Source organism: Streptomyces sp. NPDC002566, from assembly GCF_042889585.1.
Classification (GTDB): Bacteria; Actinomycetota; Actinomycetes; order Streptomycetales; family Streptomycetaceae; genus Streptomyces.
Genome location: NZ_JBIARD010000005.1, coordinates 525,980 through 544,584, shown reverse-complemented (window position 1 = coordinate 544,584; position 18,605 = coordinate 525,980). Strand labels below are relative to the sequence as shown.

General features: G+C 71.7%; 16 protein-coding genes. 5 read left to right on the top strand and 11 right to left on the bottom strand.

Annotated elements, in window-relative coordinates:
- Positions 1-8 precede the first annotated feature (8 nt).
- The gene (locus tag ACFYXA_RS24005; RefSeq protein WP_352247725.1) at positions 9-1,052 is read right to left on the bottom strand and encodes a glycosyltransferase family 2 protein; all 1,044 of its coding nucleotides are present in this window, start codon (positions 1,050-1,052) and stop codon (positions 9-11) included.
- Positions 1,053-1,184: 132 nt separating this feature from the next.
- Here ACFYXA_RS24005 and ACFYXA_RS24000 point away from each other — a divergent pair, with 132 nt between their 5' ends.
- Complete coding sequence (locus ACFYXA_RS24000; RefSeq protein WP_352247726.1) at positions 1,185-2,660, top strand: LCP family protein; 1,476 nt, start codon at positions 1,185-1,187, stop codon at positions 2,658-2,660.
- 46 nt (positions 2,661-2,706) lie between these two features.
- On the opposite strand, the gene ACFYXA_RS23995 is transcribed toward ACFYXA_RS24000, so the two are convergent.
- Complete coding sequence (locus tag ACFYXA_RS23995) at positions 2,707-3,264, bottom strand: acyl-CoA thioesterase (RefSeq protein ID WP_351098378.1); 558 nt, start codon at positions 3,262-3,264, stop codon at positions 2,707-2,709.
- Positions 3,265-3,384: 120 nt separating this feature from the next.
- Here ACFYXA_RS23995 and ACFYXA_RS23990 point away from each other — a divergent pair, with 120 nt between their 5' ends.
- Positions 3,385-4,662, top strand: coding sequence for an LCP family protein (locus ACFYXA_RS23990; protein ID WP_352247727.1), 1,278 nt, complete (start codon positions 3,385-3,387; stop codon positions 4,660-4,662).
- A gap of 63 nt (positions 4,663-4,725) precedes the next feature.
- On the opposite strand, the gene ACFYXA_RS23985 is transcribed toward ACFYXA_RS23990, so the two are convergent.
- On the bottom strand, positions 4,726-5,094 hold the full coding sequence (locus tag ACFYXA_RS23985; RefSeq protein WP_352247728.1) for a four-helix bundle copper-binding protein: 369 nt from the start codon (positions 5,092-5,094) through the stop codon (positions 4,726-4,728).
- A gap of 236 nt (positions 5,095-5,330) precedes the next feature.
- Complete coding sequence (locus ACFYXA_RS23980; protein ID WP_352247729.1) at positions 5,331-6,491, bottom strand: acyl-CoA dehydrogenase; 1,161 nt, start codon at positions 6,489-6,491, stop codon at positions 5,331-5,333.
- A 201-nt stretch (positions 6,492-6,692) separates the two neighbouring features.
- Here ACFYXA_RS23980 and ACFYXA_RS23975 point away from each other — a divergent pair, with 201 nt between their 5' ends.
- Positions 6,693-8,036 carry a UDP-glucose/GDP-mannose dehydrogenase family protein gene (locus ACFYXA_RS23975; RefSeq protein WP_130442514.1) on the top strand — a complete coding sequence of 448 codons (1,344 nt, stop codon included), beginning with the start codon at positions 6,693-6,695 and terminating at the stop codon, positions 8,034-8,036.
- Positions 8,037-8,214: 178 nt separating this feature from the next.
- On the opposite strand, the gene ACFYXA_RS23970 is transcribed toward ACFYXA_RS23975, so the two are convergent.
- Genes ACFYXA_RS23970 through ACFYXA_RS23960 form a run of 3 tightly spaced genes read right to left on the bottom strand, consistent with a single transcriptional unit; the run spans position 8,215 to position 11,059 of the window.
- Positions 8,215-9,393, bottom strand: coding sequence for a dipeptidase (locus ACFYXA_RS23970; protein ID WP_389036067.1), 1,179 nt, complete (start codon positions 9,391-9,393; stop codon positions 8,215-8,217).
- Positions 9,394-9,398: 5 nt separating this feature from the next.
- Entirely contained in the window at positions 9,399-9,923 is a 525-nt protein-coding gene (gene purE, locus ACFYXA_RS23965; protein ID WP_130442510.1) for a 5-(carboxyamino)imidazole ribonucleotide mutase, read from the bottom strand.
- On the bottom strand, positions 9,920-11,059 hold the full coding sequence (locus tag ACFYXA_RS23960; protein WP_352247731.1) for a 5-(carboxyamino)imidazole ribonucleotide synthase: 1,140 nt from the start codon (positions 11,057-11,059) through the stop codon (positions 9,920-9,922). The genes purE and ACFYXA_RS23960 overlap by 4 nt, the downstream gene beginning before the upstream one ends.
- A 220-nt stretch (positions 11,060-11,279) precedes the next feature.
- Between ACFYXA_RS23960 and ACFYXA_RS23955 the strand changes: the two genes are divergently transcribed.
- A complete protein-coding gene (locus ACFYXA_RS23955) occupies positions 11,280-11,798 on the top strand; it encodes a GtrA family protein (protein WP_352247732.1) in 519 nt (172 codons plus the stop codon).
- A 118-nt stretch (positions 11,799-11,916) separates the two neighbouring features.
- On the opposite strand, the gene ACFYXA_RS23950 is transcribed toward ACFYXA_RS23955, so the two are convergent.
- Complete coding sequence (locus ACFYXA_RS23950; protein ID WP_352247733.1) at positions 11,917-13,191, bottom strand: ATP-binding protein; 1,275 nt, start codon at positions 13,189-13,191, stop codon at positions 11,917-11,919.
- A 61-nt stretch (positions 13,192-13,252) separates the two neighbouring features.
- Positions 13,253-13,930: a response regulator transcription factor gene (locus tag ACFYXA_RS23945; RefSeq protein WP_130442502.1), complete on the bottom strand. Its 678-nt coding sequence runs from the start codon at positions 13,928-13,930 to the stop codon at positions 13,253-13,255.
- A 448-nt stretch (positions 13,931-14,378) separates the two neighbouring features.
- Here ACFYXA_RS23945 and ACFYXA_RS23940 point away from each other — a divergent pair, with 448 nt between their 5' ends.
- Complete coding sequence (locus tag ACFYXA_RS23940; RefSeq protein ID WP_389036059.1) at positions 14,379-15,875, top strand: oligopeptide:H+ symporter; 1,497 nt, start codon at positions 14,379-14,381, stop codon at positions 15,873-15,875.
- Positions 15,876-15,935: 60 nt separating this feature from the next.
- Here ACFYXA_RS23940 and ACFYXA_RS23935 read toward each other — a convergent pair whose 3' ends face one another.
- Together ACFYXA_RS23935 and ACFYXA_RS23930 are read right to left on the bottom strand one after the other, a co-directional pair.
- Positions 15,936-17,207, bottom strand: a complete 1,272-nt coding sequence (locus tag ACFYXA_RS23935) for a hypothetical protein (RefSeq protein ID WP_389036208.1) — start codon at positions 17,205-17,207, stop codon at positions 15,936-15,938.
- A gap of 98 nt (positions 17,208-17,305) precedes the next feature.
- Positions 17,306-18,565: a hypothetical protein gene (locus ACFYXA_RS23930; protein WP_389036056.1), complete on the bottom strand. Its 1,260-nt coding sequence runs from the start codon at positions 18,563-18,565 to the stop codon at positions 17,306-17,308.
- Positions 18,566-18,605 lie beyond the last annotated feature (40 nt).

Sequence of the window (18,605 nt, the reverse complement as noted above, 5' to 3'; positions counted from 1 at the left end):
TGACGGCACTAGGTGGTGCTGAGGACCGCCGGGCGGCGGGAGGCGATGACCTTCCTCGCCAGCGCCCTCGGGCTGGTCAGGAAGCCGTACCCCCACGACATGTGCATGGTGGCGAGGGCCACGGGGATCCGCAGCCGCGCCTTCAGCGGCAGGCCCTTCCCGGCCGGCGCCGACCCCGCGACGATCGCCGCGAGGTAGCCGGCCGGGATCAGGAAACCGGCCGGCGTCACCAGAGCGCCGACGAGCACACCGGCCGCGATCGCGCACACCGCCGTCGGCGGGGCGAGATAGCGCAGGTTGATGGAGCCCGCGTGGTAGCGGGCGACGACGTGCCGCCAGCGCCCGTAGTCCTTGTACTGCTTGGCCAGAGCCCGCACGGTGGGCCGCGGCCGGTAGGACACCCTCAGCTCGGGCGAGAACCAGATCAGCCCGCCGGCCTCCCGGATACGGAAGTTCAGCTCCCAGTCCTGGGCGCGGATGAACTCCTCGTTGTAGCCGCCCTGCCGCTCCAGCGCCTCACGCCGGAACACCCCGAGGTACACCGTCTCGGCGGGACCCGCCTGGCCCCCGGTGTGGAACGCGGCGTTCCCGACGCCGATCTTCGAGGTCATCGCGGCGGCGACGGCCCGCTCCCAGTCGTTCTCGCCCTCGGCGTGCATGATCCCGCCCACGTTCTGCGCGCCGGTCTCCTCCAGCAGGCGCACCGCGGTGGCGATGTAGTCCGGGGAGAGCATCCCGTGCCCGTCGACCCGGACGACGACCGGATGCCGGGAGGCCTTGATCGCGGCGTTGAGCGCGGCGGGCGTACGGCCCGTCGGGTTGGGCACGGTGTGCACCCGCTTGTTGCTCAGGGACGCGGTCTCGGCCACGAGCTCGGCGGCGATCTCGTCCGTGCGGTCCGTGGACGGACCGAGGGCGATCACGACCTCCATCTCGCCGGCGTACTCCTGCGCGAGGATCGCTTGGACGGCTCCGCGCAGATGCCGCTCCTCGTTGAGGACGGGCATGATGACGGACACGGCGGGGAGCTGCACGTCGGACTTGGCGTTCATAGGGCCCTCACGTTACCGCGAACGGGGGACACCGGTGCGCCCCGCCGGTGGCGGTACGCCGGGCTACAGATCGTATGGGCCTACGGTGCTCACGGTTCCCCCTCGTACGGCCGCAGCCCGGAGGTGTCCCGCATGCCCCCCACCCCGCCCCGGTCCCCCGCCTCCCGGCCCGCACGCCGCCCGCAGCCCCCGCGGCGCGCGGCGCGTTCGCCCGTCCGGCGCAGACGCCCGCGCTGGGCCATGCGGGCGGCGACGACCCTCTCAGTCGTGATCCTCGCCTCGGCCGGCATCGGCCACTCGGTGGTCAGCAGCCTCGACGCGAACATCGTCCGCGTCGACGCCTTCAAGGACATGAAGAACCGCCCGCAGGCCGGTCACGGCATGAACGTGCTGCTCGTCGGCACCGACGGCCGCGACCGCGTCTCGGAGGCGCAGCGCCGGCGCTACCGGCTGGGCGGAGCGCCCTGCCACTGCACCGACACGATCATGATCCTGCACATCTCGGAGGACCGGGAGCGGGCGAGCGTGGTCAGCCTGCCGCGCGACTCCTACGCCGAGACGCCCGCCCACGTCGACCAGCTCAGCGGCCGCCCGCACCACGGCCACCCCCTCAAGATCAACGCGGCGTACGCGGAGGGCGGCCCGCAGCTCACCGTACGGACGGTCGAGCACATGACCCGGGTGAAGATCGACCACTACCTGGAGGTCGACTTCACCAGTTTCATGCGGACGGTCGACGCCCTCGGCGGGGTCAAGGTGTGCACCACCCGCCCCCTGAAGGACACCTACACCGGCCTGGACCTCCCGCCCGGCACCCACACCCTGACGGGCGGCGCCGCCCTGCAGTACGTGCGCTCCCGGCACCTCGACGCCGCCTCCGACCTCGGGCGGATGAAACGCCAGCAGCGCTTCCTGGCCGCCCTCGTCGACCGCGCCACCTCCTCCGGCCTGCTGCTGAACCCGCTGAAGTTCCGGGACGTGGCCCGCGCCGCCCTCGGCTCGGTGCGGGCCGACCGCGACTTCGGCGCGGACGAGCTGCTCGGCCTCGGGCGGGCGATGCGCACGTTCTCCCCGGCCTCCTCGGAGTTCACGACCGTCCCGATCGGTGAGATGGGACACGTCGTGAAGGGCATCGGCTCGACCCTGAAGTGGGACACCGCCAAGGCGGAGCGCATCTTCCGGCTGCTGCGGGAGGACAAGCCGCTCGCCACCGCCGCGCCGGCGGCCCCCGCCCCGGTCGCCTCCGTCGAGGTGCCCCCGCAGCAGATCAGCGTCCAGGTGGAGAACGGCACGCCCACTCCTGGCCTGGCCAAACGGGTCGACCGGGAGCTCGCGGCCACCGGCTTCCGCGCCACCGGCCGTCCGATCCCCGCCCCCGACCGGGCCGTCACACGGACGGTCATCAGCTACGACCCCCGCTGGGACCGCTCCGCCCGCTCCCTGTCCGCCGCCCTCCCGGGCAGCGCCCTGCGGCCCGTCCCCGGACTGGGCCCCACGCTGAAGGTGACGGTGGGCACCGACTTCCGCGAGGTCCGCAAGGTGCGCGGCACGACCCCCGGGCCCGGCGAGTCGAGGGTGGTGCGGGGCGACGAGGTGGACTGCTCCTGAGCGGGCCCGCCCCTGGGGGCCCGCTCACCGGCCGTGCACCGGTGTGTCAGTCCTCGAAGCCCTCCGCGGCCCGGCGGGCGCGCAGGTCCAGGATCGCGCGGCGGCGGGCCAGCCGGTGGGTGCGGCGGATCTGGGCTTCCTGGCAGCGCCGCCGGTCGCGGTCGGTCTCCGGGAGGACCGGCGGCACCCTGCGCGGCTTGCCGTCGGCGTCCACGGCGGCGAAGACGAGGTAGGCCGAGCCGACCTGGGTGGCCGGGGCGGACTCGTTCCACCGTTCGGCCATCACCCGCACGCCCACCTCCATGGAGGTCCGGCCGGTCCAGTTCACCTGCGCCTTCACATGGACCAGGTCGCCGACGCGGACCGGCTCCAGGAACGCCATCTCGTCCATGGACGCGGTGACGGCGGGCCCGCCCGAGTGCCGGCCGGCCACGGCCCCCGCGGCGTCGTCGACGAGCTTCATGATCACCCCGCCGTGCACCGTCCCCAGCAGGTTGGTGTCGTTGTGGGTCATGATGTGGCTGAGCGTGGTGCGGGACGCGGACGTGGGCTTACCCGGGATGTCCGAGCTGCCCGAGTCCACTGCGGTGACCTGGTCTGTCATGTCCTCCACCCTATGCCGAGGCGGACGGGCCGGGATTTTGTGTCAGCTTGGCAACAGCGGGGCCCTGATTCTCCGACGCCCCTTGTACGGCACACCGCTGTGCCCTGCACACTGGTCCGCATGAACGAGTGGCCCGAGGGATGGTCGGACGCCGACCGCGGCAACCGGTACGGAAGCGGCAGCGCGAACGCACAGCCGGAGAGCGCGCGCGTCATGCGGCAGGTCCGCCGGGGCCCCGCCGCCCCGCCGAACAGCCCCGGCGTCCCGCAGCAGCCGTCGTACGTCGACGGACAGGGATACGGCGACTACACCAACGCCAGGAACACCGGCTACGACAGCGGCTTCAACACGGGCCAGGTCTACGGAGGCGGCGGGTCCGACGGCGGCGCCCCCGGGAGATACAGCGACCCGCGTCCCGCGCCGAACTGGCGGCGCCGCATCAAGTGGACGGCGATCAGCCTCGTCACCGTGCTGGTGGTGACGACCGTCGGCACGTACTTCTGGGCCGACTCCAAGCTGCACCGCGAGGTCGACCTGTCGAAGGTCATCGACCGGCCCGAGGCGGGCGAGGGCACCAATTACCTGATCGTCGGCTCCGACAGCCGCGCGGGCATGACCGCCGAGGACAAGAAGAAGCTGCACACCGGTTCCGCCGAGGGCAAGCGGACCGACTCGATGATGATCCTGCACACCGGCTCCAACGGCGACACCCTGGTCTCGCTGCCCCGCGACTCCGACGTGGAGATACCGTCCTTCGTCGGCTCCGACTCCGGCAAGACCTACAAGGGCACCGGCCGGCACGTGAAGCTGAACGCGGCGTACGCGGAGGACGGCCCCGAGCTGCTGGTGCGCACCGTCGAGTTCAACACCGGCCTGCGCATCGACCACTACGTCGAGATCGGCTTCGCCGGCTTCGCGAACATCGTGGACGCGGTCGGCGGCGTCGAGATGGACATCCCGCAGGACATCAAGGACACCAAGTCCGGCGCCGACTTCAAGAAGGGCAAGCAGACCCTGGACGGTCAGCAGGCCCTCGCCTTCGTCCGCACCCGCTACGCGCTCGCCGGCTCCGACCTGGACCGCACGAAGAACCAGCAGAAGTTCCTCTCCGCCCTCGCCAACCAGGTCGCCACCCCGGGCACGATCCTCAACCCGTTCAAGCTCTACCCGACCATGGGCGCGGGCCTGGACTCCCTGATCGTCGACAAGGACATGGGCCTGTACGACCTGGGGTCGATGTTCTGGGCGATGAAGGGCGTCAGCGGCGGCGACGGCAAGTCGATGAACATGCCGATCTCCGGCTCCACCGGCGGCAACCTCGTCTGGGACAAGGCGAAGGTGCAGCAGCTGGTCAAGGAGCTGAAGAACGACGAGAAGGTGACCGTCTCCGGCAACTGAGCCTCCACGTGACCGAGGGCGCCCCGGATTCCCCGGGGCGCCCTCGGTCGCGTACGGGGCGGCTCACATCGTCGCGCCCGCCATCGCACGGCACATGTCGGCGCAGCGGCGACAGGCCTCGGCGCAGCGCATCATCTGCTGATCGCCGGGCACGGACATACACGCCTCGGCGCACAGGTCGCACGCCCTGGCGCACAGCGCGCACATCTCGGCCGACATGGGCGAGCGCCGCATCATCATGTCGGCGCACATACGGGTCGTCTCCGAGCAGTCGATGAGCGCCCGCATGACCATCCCCTGCATCTGGGCCTGTCCGCCCATCTGCATGCAGGAGTTCATGGTCTCCTCGCACATGTTGTGGCAGGCCATGCACGCATCGAGGCAGTCCCGCATCTCCTTGCTCATGGCCGGCATGGTTCCGGGCTGGGTCATGGCTCCTCCTGGAGGTCAGGCGGGGCCACACGCGCGGACCCCGCACCTGCCCTTCCGTCGTACGCCTTGTGAGCCCACCCCGCCATCGGGGCCCTCAGGCGCGCCCGCTCGGCGGCGGGTGACCTCGCCGCCGTGCCGGCGGGCTGACCACGACGACAGCCCCCGGGCAGCGCGCCGGGGGCTGTGTTGTCCGTGCAGGTCAGTGGCCGTTCTCAGGCTTCCGACCTGCAAGAACCCTACTGAGGCAGGTTCCTCGCCATCACGATCCGCTGGACCTGGTTCGTGCCCTCATAAATCTGCGTGATCTTCGCGTCACGCATCATGCGCTCGACCGGGTAGTCGCGGGTGTAGCCGTAGCCGCCGAGGAGCTGGACGGCGTCGGTGGTGACCTCCATCGCGACGTCCGAGGCGAAGCACTTCGCGGCCGCGCCCTGGAAGGTGAGGTCGCTGTCGCCGCGCTCGGACTTGGCGGCGGCCGCGTAGGTCAGCTGGCGGGCGGCCTCGATCTTCATGGCCATGTCGGCCAGCATGAACTGGATGCCCTGGAAGTCGGCGATGGGCTTGCCGAACTGCTTGCGCTCCTGGACGTAGCCCTTGGCGTAGTCGAACGCGCCCTGGGCGACGCCGAGGGCCTGGGCGGCGATGGTGATGCGGGTGTGGTCCAGGGTCGCCATGGCGGTGGCGAAGCCGGTGCCCTCCTCGCCGATCATGCGGTCGGCGGGGATGCGAACGTTGTCGAAGTAGACCTCGCGGGTCGGGGAGCCCTTGATGCCGAGCTTCTTCTCCGGGGCGCCGAAGGAGACGCCCGGGTCGGACTTCTCGACGACGAAGGCGGAGATGCCCTTGGAGCGCTTGGTCGGGTCGGTGACCGCCATGACCGTGTAGTACTCGGAGACGCCCGCGTTGGTGATCCAGCGCTTCACGCCGTTGAGGATCCAGTGGTCGCCGTCACGGACCGCCTTGGTCTTCATGCCGGCCGCGTCCGAGCCCGCTTCCGGCTCGGAGAGGCAGTACGAGAACATCGCGTCGCCCTTGGCCAGCGGCGAGAGGTACTTCTTCTTCAGGTCCTCGGAGCCGGAGAGGATCACCGGCAGGGAGCCCAGCTTGTTCACCGCCGGGATGAGGGAGGAGGACACGCACGCGCGGGCCACCTCCTCGATGACGATGACCGTGGCGAGGGCGTCGGCGCCCGCGCCCCCGTACTCCTCGGGCACGTGCACCGCGTGCAGGTCGTTCGCGACCAGCGCGTCGAGCGCCTCCTGCGGGAAGCGGGCCTCCTCGTCCACCGCGGCGGCGAACGGGGCGATCTTCGCCTCGGTCAGTGAGCGGACGACGTCGCGGAGCATGGCGTGCTCCTCCGACGGGCGGTACAGGTCGAAGTCAGCCGATCCGGCCAAGGTCTCTCACGCTCCACGAAGCTGGGGTGATCTCGCTAATTACCGTTAAGTAACCCGAATTTTAGTGGCCCGCCCGTGCTGCTGGACACGTGAGCTTGGCGACAAGGCGGCCCCGGCTGCGTTCTGCCCGGTCCGAGGGCCTGGTACGCCCCGACTATGCTCGTTGCGCGTCCGGTCCCCCCTCGCTTCAGGAGCACGTACATGGCCCTCAAGATCACCGTGATCGGCACCGGTTATCTCGGCGCCACGCACGCCGCGGCCATGGCGGAACTGGGCTTCGAGGTGCTCGCCCTCGACATCGTGCGCGAGAAGATCGAGATGCTGGAGCGGGGCGAGACCCCGATGTACGAGCCGGGGCTCCAGGAGCTGCTGCGCCGGCACGTCGCCGGGTTCGAGGGGTCCACCGGGCGGCTGCGCTTCACCCAGGACTACGCCGAGGCCGGCGCCTTCGGCGATGTGCACTTCGTCTGCGTGAACACCCCGCAGAAGCACGGCGAGTACGCCTGTGACATGTCCTACGTGGAGTCGGCGATCGCCTCCCTCGCGCCGCACCTGCACGGGCCCGCCCTGGTCGTCGGCAAGTCGACCGTGCCGGTGGGCTCCGCCGACCGGCTGGCCGCTACCGTCGCCCGGCTGGCGCCCGCCGGCGAGGACGCCGAACTGGCGTGGAACCCGGAGTTCCTGCGGGAGGGCTTCGCCGTCCAGGACACGCTGCACCCGGACCGGATCGTCGTCGGGGTGCGCAGCGAGCGGGCCGAGAAGCTGCTGCGCGAGGTGTACGCGGGGCCGGTCGCGGAGGGCACGCCGTTCCTGGTGACCGACTTCCCGACCGCCGAGCTGGTGAAGACGTCGGCGAACTCCTTCCTCGCCACCAAGATCTCCTTCATCAACGCGATGGCGGAGGTGTGCGAGGCGGCGGGCGGCGACGTGGCCAAGCTGGCGGAGGCGATCGGTCACGACGACCGGATCGGGAAGAAGTTCCTGCGGGCCGGCATCGGCTTCGGCGGGGGCTGTCTGCCCAAGGACATCCGCGCGTTCATGGCCCGCGCCGGTGAGCTGGGGGCCGACCAGGCGCTGACCTTCCTGCGCGAGATCGACTCGATCAACATGCGCCAGCGCGGTCAGATGGTCGAGCTGGCGCGGGAGGCGCTCGGCGGGGGGCCCTTCCTCGGCCGCCGGGTCGCCGTGCTGGGCGCGACGTTCAAGCCCGACTCGGACGACGTGCGGGACTCGCCGGCGCTGAACGTCGCCGGGCAGATCCACCTCCAGGGCGGCCAGGTGACGGTGTACGACCCGAAGGGCATGGAGAACGCCCGCCGGGTCTTCCCGACGCTGGGCTACGCCGAGACGGCGCTGGAGGCGGTGCGGGGGGCCGACATCGTGCTGCATCTCACCGAGTGGCGGGAGTTCCGCGAGCTGGACCCGGCGGCGCTGGGCGAGGCGGCGGCGGCCCGGCTGATCCTCGACGGGCGCAACGCGCTGGACCCGGAGCTGTGGCGCAAGGCCGGCTGGACGTACCGGGCGATGGGCCGCCCGACGGCCTGACGGCACGCCGTCCGACGACCGACACCGCCCGGGCCGGCGTACTGCGCGGGCGACGCCGGTTCGGCCGAGGCTCAGTCGGCCGAACCGGCGTCTGGCTGCATTCTGCCGTATGCGGGCGGCGCGTGCGGCGTGAAGCCCGGTGCGGGGGGCCGGAAAAGAAAGGGCTTCCCGGCCCGTCTCAGCCGTCCAGTCGGTCGATGGTGGCGTGGGAGGGCGCCCGTGTGGCGCGCAGATCGCGGGCCACGTCCTCCGCCGCGCCGAGGACACGGACGGCGTTCTGCCAGGTCAGCTTGGCCAGGTCGGGCTTGGACCAGCCGCGCTCCAGCAGTTCCGCGATCAGGTTCGGGTAGCCGGAGACGTCGCCGAGACCCTCGGGGGTGAAGGCCGTGCCGTCGTAGTCGCCGCCGATGCCGAGGTGGTCGATGCCGGCGACCTCGCGCATGTGGTCCAGGTGGTCGGCGACCGTGGAGACCGTGGCGACGGGGCGCGGGGTGCGCTCCTCGAAGGCGCGGTGCACCTTCATCGCCTCGGCGGTGGTGTCGAGGTGGTGGAAGCCGTGGGCGCGCATGTTGTCGTCGGCGGCGGCCGTCCAGTCGACGGCGGCCTGCAGGACGAACTTCGGCACGAACGTCACCATCGCCATGCCGCCGTTGGCGGGGAGGCGTTCGAGGACGTCGTCGGGGATGTTGCGGGGGTGGTCGCAGACCGCGCGCGAGGAGGAGTGGGAGAAGATCACCGGCGCGGACGAGGCGTCCAGCGCGTCGCGCATGGTCGTCGCCGCCACGTGGGAGAGGTCGACGAGCATGCCGAGCCGGTTCATCTCCCGTACGACCTCGCGGCCGAACGCGGTCAGGCCGCCGGCCTTGGGCACGTCGGTCGCGGAGTCGGCCCAGTCCACGTTGTCGTTGTGGGTGAGGGTCATGTAGCGCACGCCGAGGGCGTACAGGCCGCGCAGGGTGCCCAGGGAGTTGGCGATGGAGTGACCGCCCTCCGCGCCCATGAGGGAGGCGATCCGGCCGTCGGCGCGGGCCGCCTCCATGTCGGCGGCGGTCAGCGCGGCCCGGAGGTGCTCGGGGTGGCGCTCGACGAGCCGCTGTACGCAGTCGATCTGCTCCAGCGTGGCCGGGACCGCGTCGGGCAGGTCGGAGCGCACGTACACCGACCAGTACTGCGCGCCGACGCCGCCCTCGCGCAGCCGGGGCAGGTCGGTGTGCAGGTGGGCGCGCTGGTCGCCGGCGATGTCCCGGGCGTCGAGGTCGTAGGCCACCTGCTCGCGCAGGGCCCACGGCAGGTCGTTGTGCCCGTCGACGACCGGGAACTCGCGCAGCAGTTCCCGGGCGGTGTCCGCGGTGCTCACGGGCGTCACTTCCCGAAGCCGAAGCCGCTGCCGGAGCCCTCGACCTTGTTGCGCAGGCGCTTGCCCTTCTCGGTGGCCTGGTCGTTCAGGTCCTGCTGGAAGTCGCGCATACGGGCGAGGAGGTCCTCGTCGTGCGTGGCGAGGATGCGCGCGGCGAGCAGGCCGGCGTTGCGGGCGCCGGCGACCGAGACGGTGGCGACGGGGACGCCGGCCGGCATCTGCACGATGGACAGCAGGGAGTCCATGCCGTCGAGGTACTTCAGCGGCACGGGCACGCCGATGACGGGCAGCGGGGTGACGGAGGCGAGCATGCCGGGGAGGTGGGCGGCGCCGCCGGCGCCCGCGATGATCGCCTTGAGCCCGCGGTCGGCGGCCTGCTCGCCGTACGTGATCATCTCGCGGGGCATGCGGTGCGCGGAGACGACGTCGACCTCGTACGCGATCTCGAACTCGTCGAGGGCCTTCGCGGCGGCCTCCATGACGGGCCAGTCGGAGTCGGACCCCATGACGATGCCTACAACCGGGCTCATTCGGTGATCGTGCCTCTCAGGTATCCGGCAGCGTGACGAGCGCGTTCCAGCACGTCGTCGAGGTCGTCGCCGTAAGTGTTGACGTGGCCGACCTTGCGTCCGGGCTTCACGTCCTTGCCGTACATGTGGATCTTGAGCTGGGGGTCGCGGGCCATGCAGTGCAGGTACGCGGAGTACATGTCGGGGAAGTCGCCGCCGAGGACGTTGACCATGACGGTCCACTCGGCGCGCGGGCGCGGGTCGCCGAGCGGGAGGTCGAGGACGGCGCGGACGTGGTTGGCGAACTGGCTGGTGATCGCGCCGTCCATGGACCAGTGGCCGGAGTTGTGGGGGCGCATGGCGAGTTCGTTGACGAGGATGCGGCCGTCGCGGGTCTGGAACAGCTCCACGGCGAGGTGGCCGACGACGCCGAGTTCCTTGGCGATGGTGAGGGCCATCTCCTCGGCCTTGAGGGCGAGGTCCTCGTCGAGGCCGGGGGCGGGGGCGATGACGGTGTCGCAGACGCCGCCCACCTGCTGGGACTCGACGACGGGGTAGGCGACGGCCTGGCCGTGCGGGGAGCGGACGACGTTGGCGGCGAGTTCGCGGACGTAGTCGACCTTCTCCTCGGCGAGGACGGGGACGCCGGCGCGGAAGGGGTCCTCGGCCTCCTCTGCGGAGTCGACCACCCACACGCCCTTGCCGTCGTAGCCGCCGCGGACGGTCTTGAGGACGACGGGGAAACCGTCCCCCTCGGCCGCGAAGGCCGCCACGTCCGCCGGGTCGGCGACGATGCGGTGCCGGGGGCAGGGCACGCCGATGGCGCTGAGTCTCGCGCGCATCACCCCCTTGTCCTGGGCGTGCACGAGCGCGTCGGGGCCGGGGCGCACGGGGATGCCGTCCGCCTCCAGTGCCCGCAGATGCTCGGTGGGGACATGTTCGTGATCGAAGGTGATCACATCGCAGCCCCGCGCGAACTCGCGCAGCGTGTCCAGGTCGCGGTAGTCGCCGATGACGACATCGCTCACCACCTGGGCCGCGGAATCCTGGGGGGTGTCACTGAGGAGCTTGAACCTGATGCCCAACGGAATGCCCGCCTCGTGTGTCATACGAGCGAGCTGGCCTCCGCCGACCATGCCGACTACCGGGAACGTCACGCCCCTAGGGTATCGGCCACGTCCGACGGCCGGATTCCGCGCCTCCCGAACGCGGCCCGACCGCCTCTTTCCGGCCTCTTACCCGTCGCTTCCCGGTGCCTTTCCGGCTTCTTGCCGCGGTGAGCGGGGCCGGTGAGCGGCACCACAGGAAACCTGGAGGTGGGGTGGTTAGCATGGCGGGGTTGACGACACCGACACCCGGACGGGGGCCTGTACGACCATGGGACATGGTTCCTCGGGGGGAGGACGGCTGCGACGACTCGTCCGCGAGTTCGCCAAGTTCGGCGCGGTGGGCGGGGCGGGGCTGCTCGTCGATCTCGGTGTGTTCAACCTCGTCCGGCACGTCACCGATCTCCAGGTGGTGCGGGCCAGCGTCATATCGACCGTGGTGGCCATCGCCTTCAACTACGTCGGCTTCCGCTACTTCACCTACCGCGACCGTGATCTGGACAAGAGCGGGCGCACGCGGGAGATGACCCTGTTCCTGCTGTTCAGCGTGGTGGGGATGGTCATCCAGAACGGTCTGCTGTACGTCGCGACGTACGGATTCGGGTGGAACAGCCCGCTGCAGAACAACGTGTTCAAGTTCGTCGGGATCGGCATCGCCACGCTGTTCCGGTTCTGGTCGTACCGGACGTGGGTGTTCCGGGCGCTGCCCGACCAGGGGGCCGTCGAGGAGGCCCCGTCGCTGCTCGCGGAGGACTCGCGCGAGCCGAAGGCGAGGCAGCGGGTCGGCTGAGCGGTCGCCGTTCGCGGCAGCCGGGTCGGTTCGCCGGGTCGGTTCGCCGCCGCGCCGGCGTGGCCGGTCGCGCAGTTCCCCGCGCCCCTGCCGACCCGGCAGCCCCAGCCGCCCCCGGTCAGCGCACCGTGGGTTCGTCGTCTGTTGCGGGCCTCTTCGACGGGGCCGTGCGGGACAGGAACAGGCCGAAGACCGGGGGCTGGGCCTGGAGCATCTCCAGCCGGCCCCCGTCGGCCTCCGCCAGGTCGCGGGCGACGGCGAGGCCGATGCCCGTGGAGTTGCGGCCGCTGATGGCCCGCTCGAAGATCCGCGCGCCCAGGTCGGCGGGGACGCCCGCGCCCTCGTCGGTGACCTCGATGACGGCCTGGTTGCCGGTGACGCGGGTGCGCAGCGCGACGGTGCCGCCGCCGTGCATCAGGGAGTTCTCGATCAGGGCCGCGAGTACCTGGGCGACCGCGCCCGGTGTGCCGACCGCCCGCAGATGGCGTTTGCCGGAGCTGACGATGGCGCGGCCCGCGCTGCGGTAGGCGGGGCGCCACTCGGCGAGCTGCTGCTGGATCACCTCGTCGAGGTCGAAGGTGACGGCGGAGCCGGTGCGGGGGTCGCGCGAGTTGGTCAGCAGGCGCTCGACGACGTCCGTGAGGCGTTCGACCTGGGTGAGCGCGATCGTCGCCTCGTCCTTCACCGTGTCCGGGTCGTCGGTGAGGGTGATCTCCTCCAGGCGCATGGACAGGGCGGTGAGCGGGGTGCGCAGCTGGTGGGAGGCGTCGGCGGCGAGCCGGCGTTCGGCGGTGAGCATCCGGGCGATGCGTTCGGCGGAGGCGTCCAGCACGTCGGCGACGCGGTCCAGCTCGGGGACGCCGTAGCGCTTGTGGCGGGGCCGGGGGTCGCCGGAGCCGAGGCGTTCCGCGGTCTCGGCGAGGTCGGTGAGGGGGGAGGCGAGCCGGTTGGCCTGGCGGATGGCGAGGAGCACGGCGGCGATCACGGCGAGCAGCGCCACCAGCGCGATGATCAGGAACGTGCGGCCGACCTCACGCGTCACGGAGGAGCGCGGCTCCTCGACGACGACGGTCTCGCCCTCCTCGCCTCGCGCGTCGCCGCGGATGACCTCGCCGTCGGGCCGGGAGCCGACCTCGATGGCGGGTTTGCCGGGGATGCGGATCACCGCGTACCGCTCCTGGGTGAGCTGGCCGCTCAGGACCTCCGCGTCGACGCTCCCCGCGCCCAGGAGCCGGCTGTCGACGATGCTGGCGAGCCGCGCCGCCTCCAGGTCCACGCGTTCCTGCGCGCTGTTGCTGATCGTGCGGGTCTCGACGATGACGAGGGAGACCCCGAACACGGCGATCACGACGAGCACGACGGCGAGGGTGGACTGGATCAGACGGCGACGCACGGGGCCCTCCGGGCGGTGACTTCACGGGACGGGGTGCGGGTGCCCCGCCCCGGCGGGGCGTTCAGCTCTTCTCGAACCGGAAGCCCACGCCCCGCACGGTGGCGATGTACCGGGGGTTCGCCGCGTCGTCGCCGAGCTTCTTGCGCAGCCAGGAGATGTGCATGTCGAGGGTCTTGGTGGACGACCACCAGGTGGTGTCCCACACCTCGCGCATCAGCTGGTCCCGGGTGACCACGCGCCCGGCGTCCCGCACCAGCACCCGCAGCAGGTCGAACTCCTTGGCGGTGAGCTGGAGTTCCTCGTCGCCCATCCAGGCGCGGTGCGACTCGACGTCGATGCGCACACCGTGGGTGGCGGGCGGCTGCTGGGGTTCGGTGGAGCCGCGCCGCAGCAGGGCCCGGACCCGGGCGAGCAGCTCGGCGAGGCGGAAGGGCTTGGTGACGTAGTCGTCGGCGCCCGCGTCCAGGCCCACGACCGTGTCCACCTCGTCGGCGCGGGCGGTGAGGATGAGGATGGGGATGGCGTGGCCCTCGGCCCGCAGCCTGCGCGCCACCTCCAGGCCGTCCATGCCGGGCAGACCGAGGTCCAGCACGACCAGGTCGACGCCGCCCTGTATGCCGGCGTCCAGCGCGGACGGTCCGTCCTCACGCACCTCGACCTCGTACCCTTCCCGGCGCAGGGCGCGGGCCAGCGGCTCCGAGATGGACGCGTCGTCCTCGGCGAGCAGTACTCGGGTCATGTGCAGATGGTAGTCCGCGGGTGGCAGGGCCAGAGGTGTGACGGTGGCCCCGGATTCTTACTCAGGGACATCTCAGGGACGACCCCTACAAGCCGGACAGCCGCCGCCGGTCTCCCCTCCCCCGGTCGGCCGCAGTTGGTACGGACCTGGGGTCGAAGGATGCCATCCTGGAATGGACCTTGGAATACCCGCTCACGGTTCCTTTCTCACCTGTGATCCGTGTCTCAAGTCCTTCCATATCCGGCAGTGTGCTGCCGTATGGTGAAAGAACGCCTGTAGCACCGCGGGGACCTTTGGCACACATCAGACGCTGAAGGTCTCTTTTGTGTGCGGGCCGGTCGATGCCGGCCCTCCAAGGAATGACCTGTGGCGGACCGACGCCGGTGCCGGCCGCCCCAACCGGGCGCGTGACGCACCACGCATGCGTCCCGACCAGCAAGGAACGACCATGGCGTCCAGCCTGACGAAGGACTCGGCCCGCCCGGGCACCCCCGGCTCCGAGAAGACCTTCTTCGGCCACCCCCGCGGACTGGCCACTCTCTTCATGACCGAGATGTGGGAGCGATTCTCCTACTACGGCATGAAGGCCCTGCTCCCGCTGTACCTGGTGGCTCCGGGCGGCCTTCATCTGAGCGCGGCGACCGCCACCGCGATCTACTCGGTGTACCTGTCGCTCGTGTACCTGCTCGCCCTTCCCGGCGGCTGGTTCGCGGACCGTGTCCTCGGCCCCCGCAAGACCGTCGCCGTCGCCGGCGTCGTCATCATGCTGGGCCACCTCACCCTGGCCCTGCCCAGCGCCGGCACCTTCTACGCCGGCCTCGGCCTGGTCGCTATCGGCTCCGGTCTGCTGAAGGCCAACATCTCCACGATGGTCGGCCACCTCTACGACGGTCCGGACGACCCGCGCCGCGACGGCGGCTTCACGGTCTTCTACATCGGCATCAACCTCGGCGCGTTCGCCGCGCCGCTGGTCATCGGCACCGTCGGTGAGAACGTCAACTGGCACCTGGGCTTCGCGCTCGCCGCGCTCGGCATGGCGCTCGGCCTCGTCCAGTTCCTCCTCGGCAGCCGCCACCTGGACGCCCGCTCCGACGTCGTCCCGACGCCGATGTCCGCCGAGGAGAAGGCGGCCACGCTGCGCAAGTCCGCGCTGTGGGCGGCCGTCGCGCTCGTGTTCTACGCGGTCGTCGGCTTCTCCGGCCACTACACGCTGAACTGGCTGCTGGTCCCGATCACGCTGGCCGGTCTGATCATCCCGGTGGCGGTCATCGCCCGCATCAAGCGGGACAAGGAACTCGACCGCGCCGAGCAGTCGAAGATGTCGGCGTACATCTGGTTCTTCGTGGCCGCGGCCGTCTTCTGGATGATCTACGACCAGGGCGGTTCCACGGTCTCGCTGTTCGCCGACTCCTCGGCCGACAACAGCGTCCTCGGCTGGGAGTTCCCGGTCTCCTGGTACCAGTCGGTCAACCCCATCATGATCATGGCGCTGGCCCCGGTGTTCGCCTGGGCGTGGCTGGCCCTCGCCCGGCGCGGCAAGGAGCCGAGCACCGCGGTGAAGTTCTCCATGGGCCTGATCCTGATCGGCGCGTCGTTCTTCCTCTTCCTGATCCCGCTGGGGATCGCCGACGGCGGTCACAAGGCGGCCGCGATGTGGCTGGTCGGCATCTACTTCCTGCAGACCGTCGGCGAGCTGACGCTGTCCCCGGTCGGCCTGTCGGTCACCACGAAGATGGCGCCCGCCAAGTACGCCTCCCAGATGATGGGCGTCTGGTTCCTGGCCGTCACCGCCGGCGACGCCACGACCGGTCTGCTGTCCATCGCCGGCGTCGACCTCAACAAGACGGGCATGGTGGCCCTGGAGGCCGTGCTCGCCGTCGTGGCCGGCGTGGCGGTGTGGATGTACCGCAAGCGCGTGAAGGAGCTCATGGGCGACGTCAACTGACGTCCCGTCGCTCCGCCAAGGGCCGCTCCCGCACTCGGCGGGGGCGGCCCTTGCCGCGTCTCAGCGAGTGCGCCGGCGGCCCGGCAGGTACGTGAAGACCGCGGCGCCCAGCAGAACCGCCGTGCCCGCGACGAGGCCGAGGGCCTTCAGGGTCGCGTGGTCGCCGGCGCCCGTCTCGGCGAGGCCGCCGGTGGTGGAGGCGCCGCCCGCCGTGGACGACGAGGAGCCGCTGCCACCGGTCGCACCGCTCGCGCCGCTCGCCTGCTCGGTGGTGTCGAGGGTGAGCGAGACGGTCGTGCTGTCCGGGGTGCACGTGGTCTTGGTGCCGAGGGCGTCGATGGTCAGGACGCCCGGCGAGAGGGTGGCCTCACCGGTGGCGCCGGGTTTGTAGACGCCGGTCAGGTCGGGGATCTCGATGGGGGCGCCCTGTTTGATCGGCGCGGCGTTCTTCGGCCCCTCCACGGCGACCGAGCCCTTGTCGGCCCCGCCGAGCACCACCTGCATGGAGGGCTTCACCGAGTTCGCCGGGATGTCGATCGGGCTGTCCATCACCGACTTCTTGAACTGCACGGTGAGGTCGTAACTCCCGCCGGTCTTCCGCGCGTTGATCTGCACGGGCGAGGTCGCCTTCTTCTGCCCGATGGGCGACTGGCAGGTGTAGGGGACGTTCACCACCTTGCCGGTGAAGTCGGTCTGCCCGCCGCTTCCCCCAGAGGGCGAGGGCGAGGGCGGCGTGGACGCGGGCGGGGACGGCGAGGTCGGCTTGGTCGGGGTGTGGCTCGGCGTGCCGGTGTGCGACGGCTCGCCCGTGCCGCCGGAGGAACTCCCGCTCCCGGCGGTCACGGTGATGGTCGCCGCGGGCTGCACCTGCTGGGTGGGCGCGCAACTGGTGTCCGTCGACAGGGCGTTGACGACGTACGCGTCCGGCGTGAGCGTGACCTGTCCCGCCGTCGTCAGTTTGAGGGAGCCCTTCATGGCGGACAGGACCATCGCGCCGCCCTTGGGGACGGGCGGGTTCTCGCGCGGCCCCCGCATCGCGATGTCAGCGCTCTGCGCGCCGGCCGCCTTGAGGGTGCCGGACGGCTGGACCGAGTCGGCCGGCAGGTCGATGATGTCGGGGTTCTTGGACGCGGCCTGCGTGAACGTCCAGACGACGTCGACGGTGTCGCCCACCTTCGCCGTGGCGGGCGCGGTGATCTCGACCTTGGTGGTGCCGTCGACCGGGGGCAGGCCGATGCCCGAGGGCGGGATGCAGCGGGTGGCGTAGGAGACCTCGGCAGCCTGCGCCTGCGGGACGGCCACGCCCAGCAGCACGGCGACCCCGCCGGTCAGGACGGCGGCCGCCGCGACGGCGGCCCGGCGCCGCACGGACGGCGCGGCTCCCGGCCCTACGGGTCCCGCCGGTCCCGGTACGGCTCTCTCGCGCTCTCTCACGGGGGTCCCTTCCTGCCGGGCGTCGTCGGACTCGTCGGATGGTCGTCGTCGTGCGGCGCGGGGAGTCCGCCGGCCGCGCCCGGACCGGCGTCCGGGGTGAACCACGGCAGGGCCGGGGCCCGCACGGACGGCTGTTCGGCGGTGGGGGCCCCGTCGCGCCACAGCGGGCGGGGGAAGCCGGCGCCGAGCCTTCCCGGGGGCCGCGCGGGCGGGGCCGCGGGGGAGCGCGGTCCGCCGTCGCCCGTCCCGGCCGTCCTACGGCGGCGCAGTACGGCCGTGGACGCGCTGCGGCGCACGCTCCCCGGGCGGGGCCGCACCCGGTTCACCACCGCCATGCCCACGCGGAACACGGCGGCCGGCACGACGAGGCAGAGCAGGACCCAGAACACGGTCACACCCCAGGGCCGGCCCACGCTCCAGGGCTGCTCGTCGAGGACCTTCCCGCCGTACCGCAGCGAGACGGTGTAGTCGCCGTGGGCGCCGGCGGCGAGTTCGACGGGGATCTCGACGCGGGCCTTGCCGCCGGGGGCGACGGTGCCCCGCCACTGGCGTTCGTCCCACTGCGGCGCGAAGACCCCGTGGGCGGTGCCGATCTCGAAGACGGGGTCCTTCACGGTCCCGACGCCGGCGTTGCCGACGGTGAACGTCAGGGTGCGGTCGGGAGGCGCGCCGAACCAGGTGAGCAACCCGTCGGAGCCCTTCAGCAGGGGGTCGGTGAGGACCGTCAGGCGTCCCTTGCCTGTTTCGGCGGGCAGCGGCCGCACGGGGTGCCCGGCCACCTGGAGGGCGGCGTCGGCCTGGGCCTTCGCCCCGGTGGTGGTGGCCACGTGCACCACGCAGGGGCACGGCGCGGGCGGCGCGGACACCGGCAGCGCGCGGCTGAACCGGCCGTCGGCGTCGGTGGTGACGGCCCGGCCGTCGGCGTTGGCGCAGGAGTTGGTGCCGCCGAGGACGCCCCTGGCCGGGGTGGCCTGTCCGCAGATCAGCAGCGTCAGCAGTGCGTGCGGCCGCCAGCCGCCGCCGGTCACGGTGAGCGAGCCGCCCGCGCCCGCCTGGGGCAAGGACAGCCGCACGGTGGGCTGTCCGGCCGCTGCGGCCGCTCCAGCCCGGGCGGGCGGAAGCAGGGAGGCCAGCAGCAGGGCCAGCGCCAGGGCGGCCAGGGCCGACACCGTGCGCTGCGGCGTGCGGCGCGATGTCCGGCGCGGCGTGCGCGGCTCGCCGTTCACGCCGGCTCGCCCTCCGTCTTCGTACGGCATCGGCGGCTCCAACGGTCGTACGGGGGCACGTGCGCGTGGG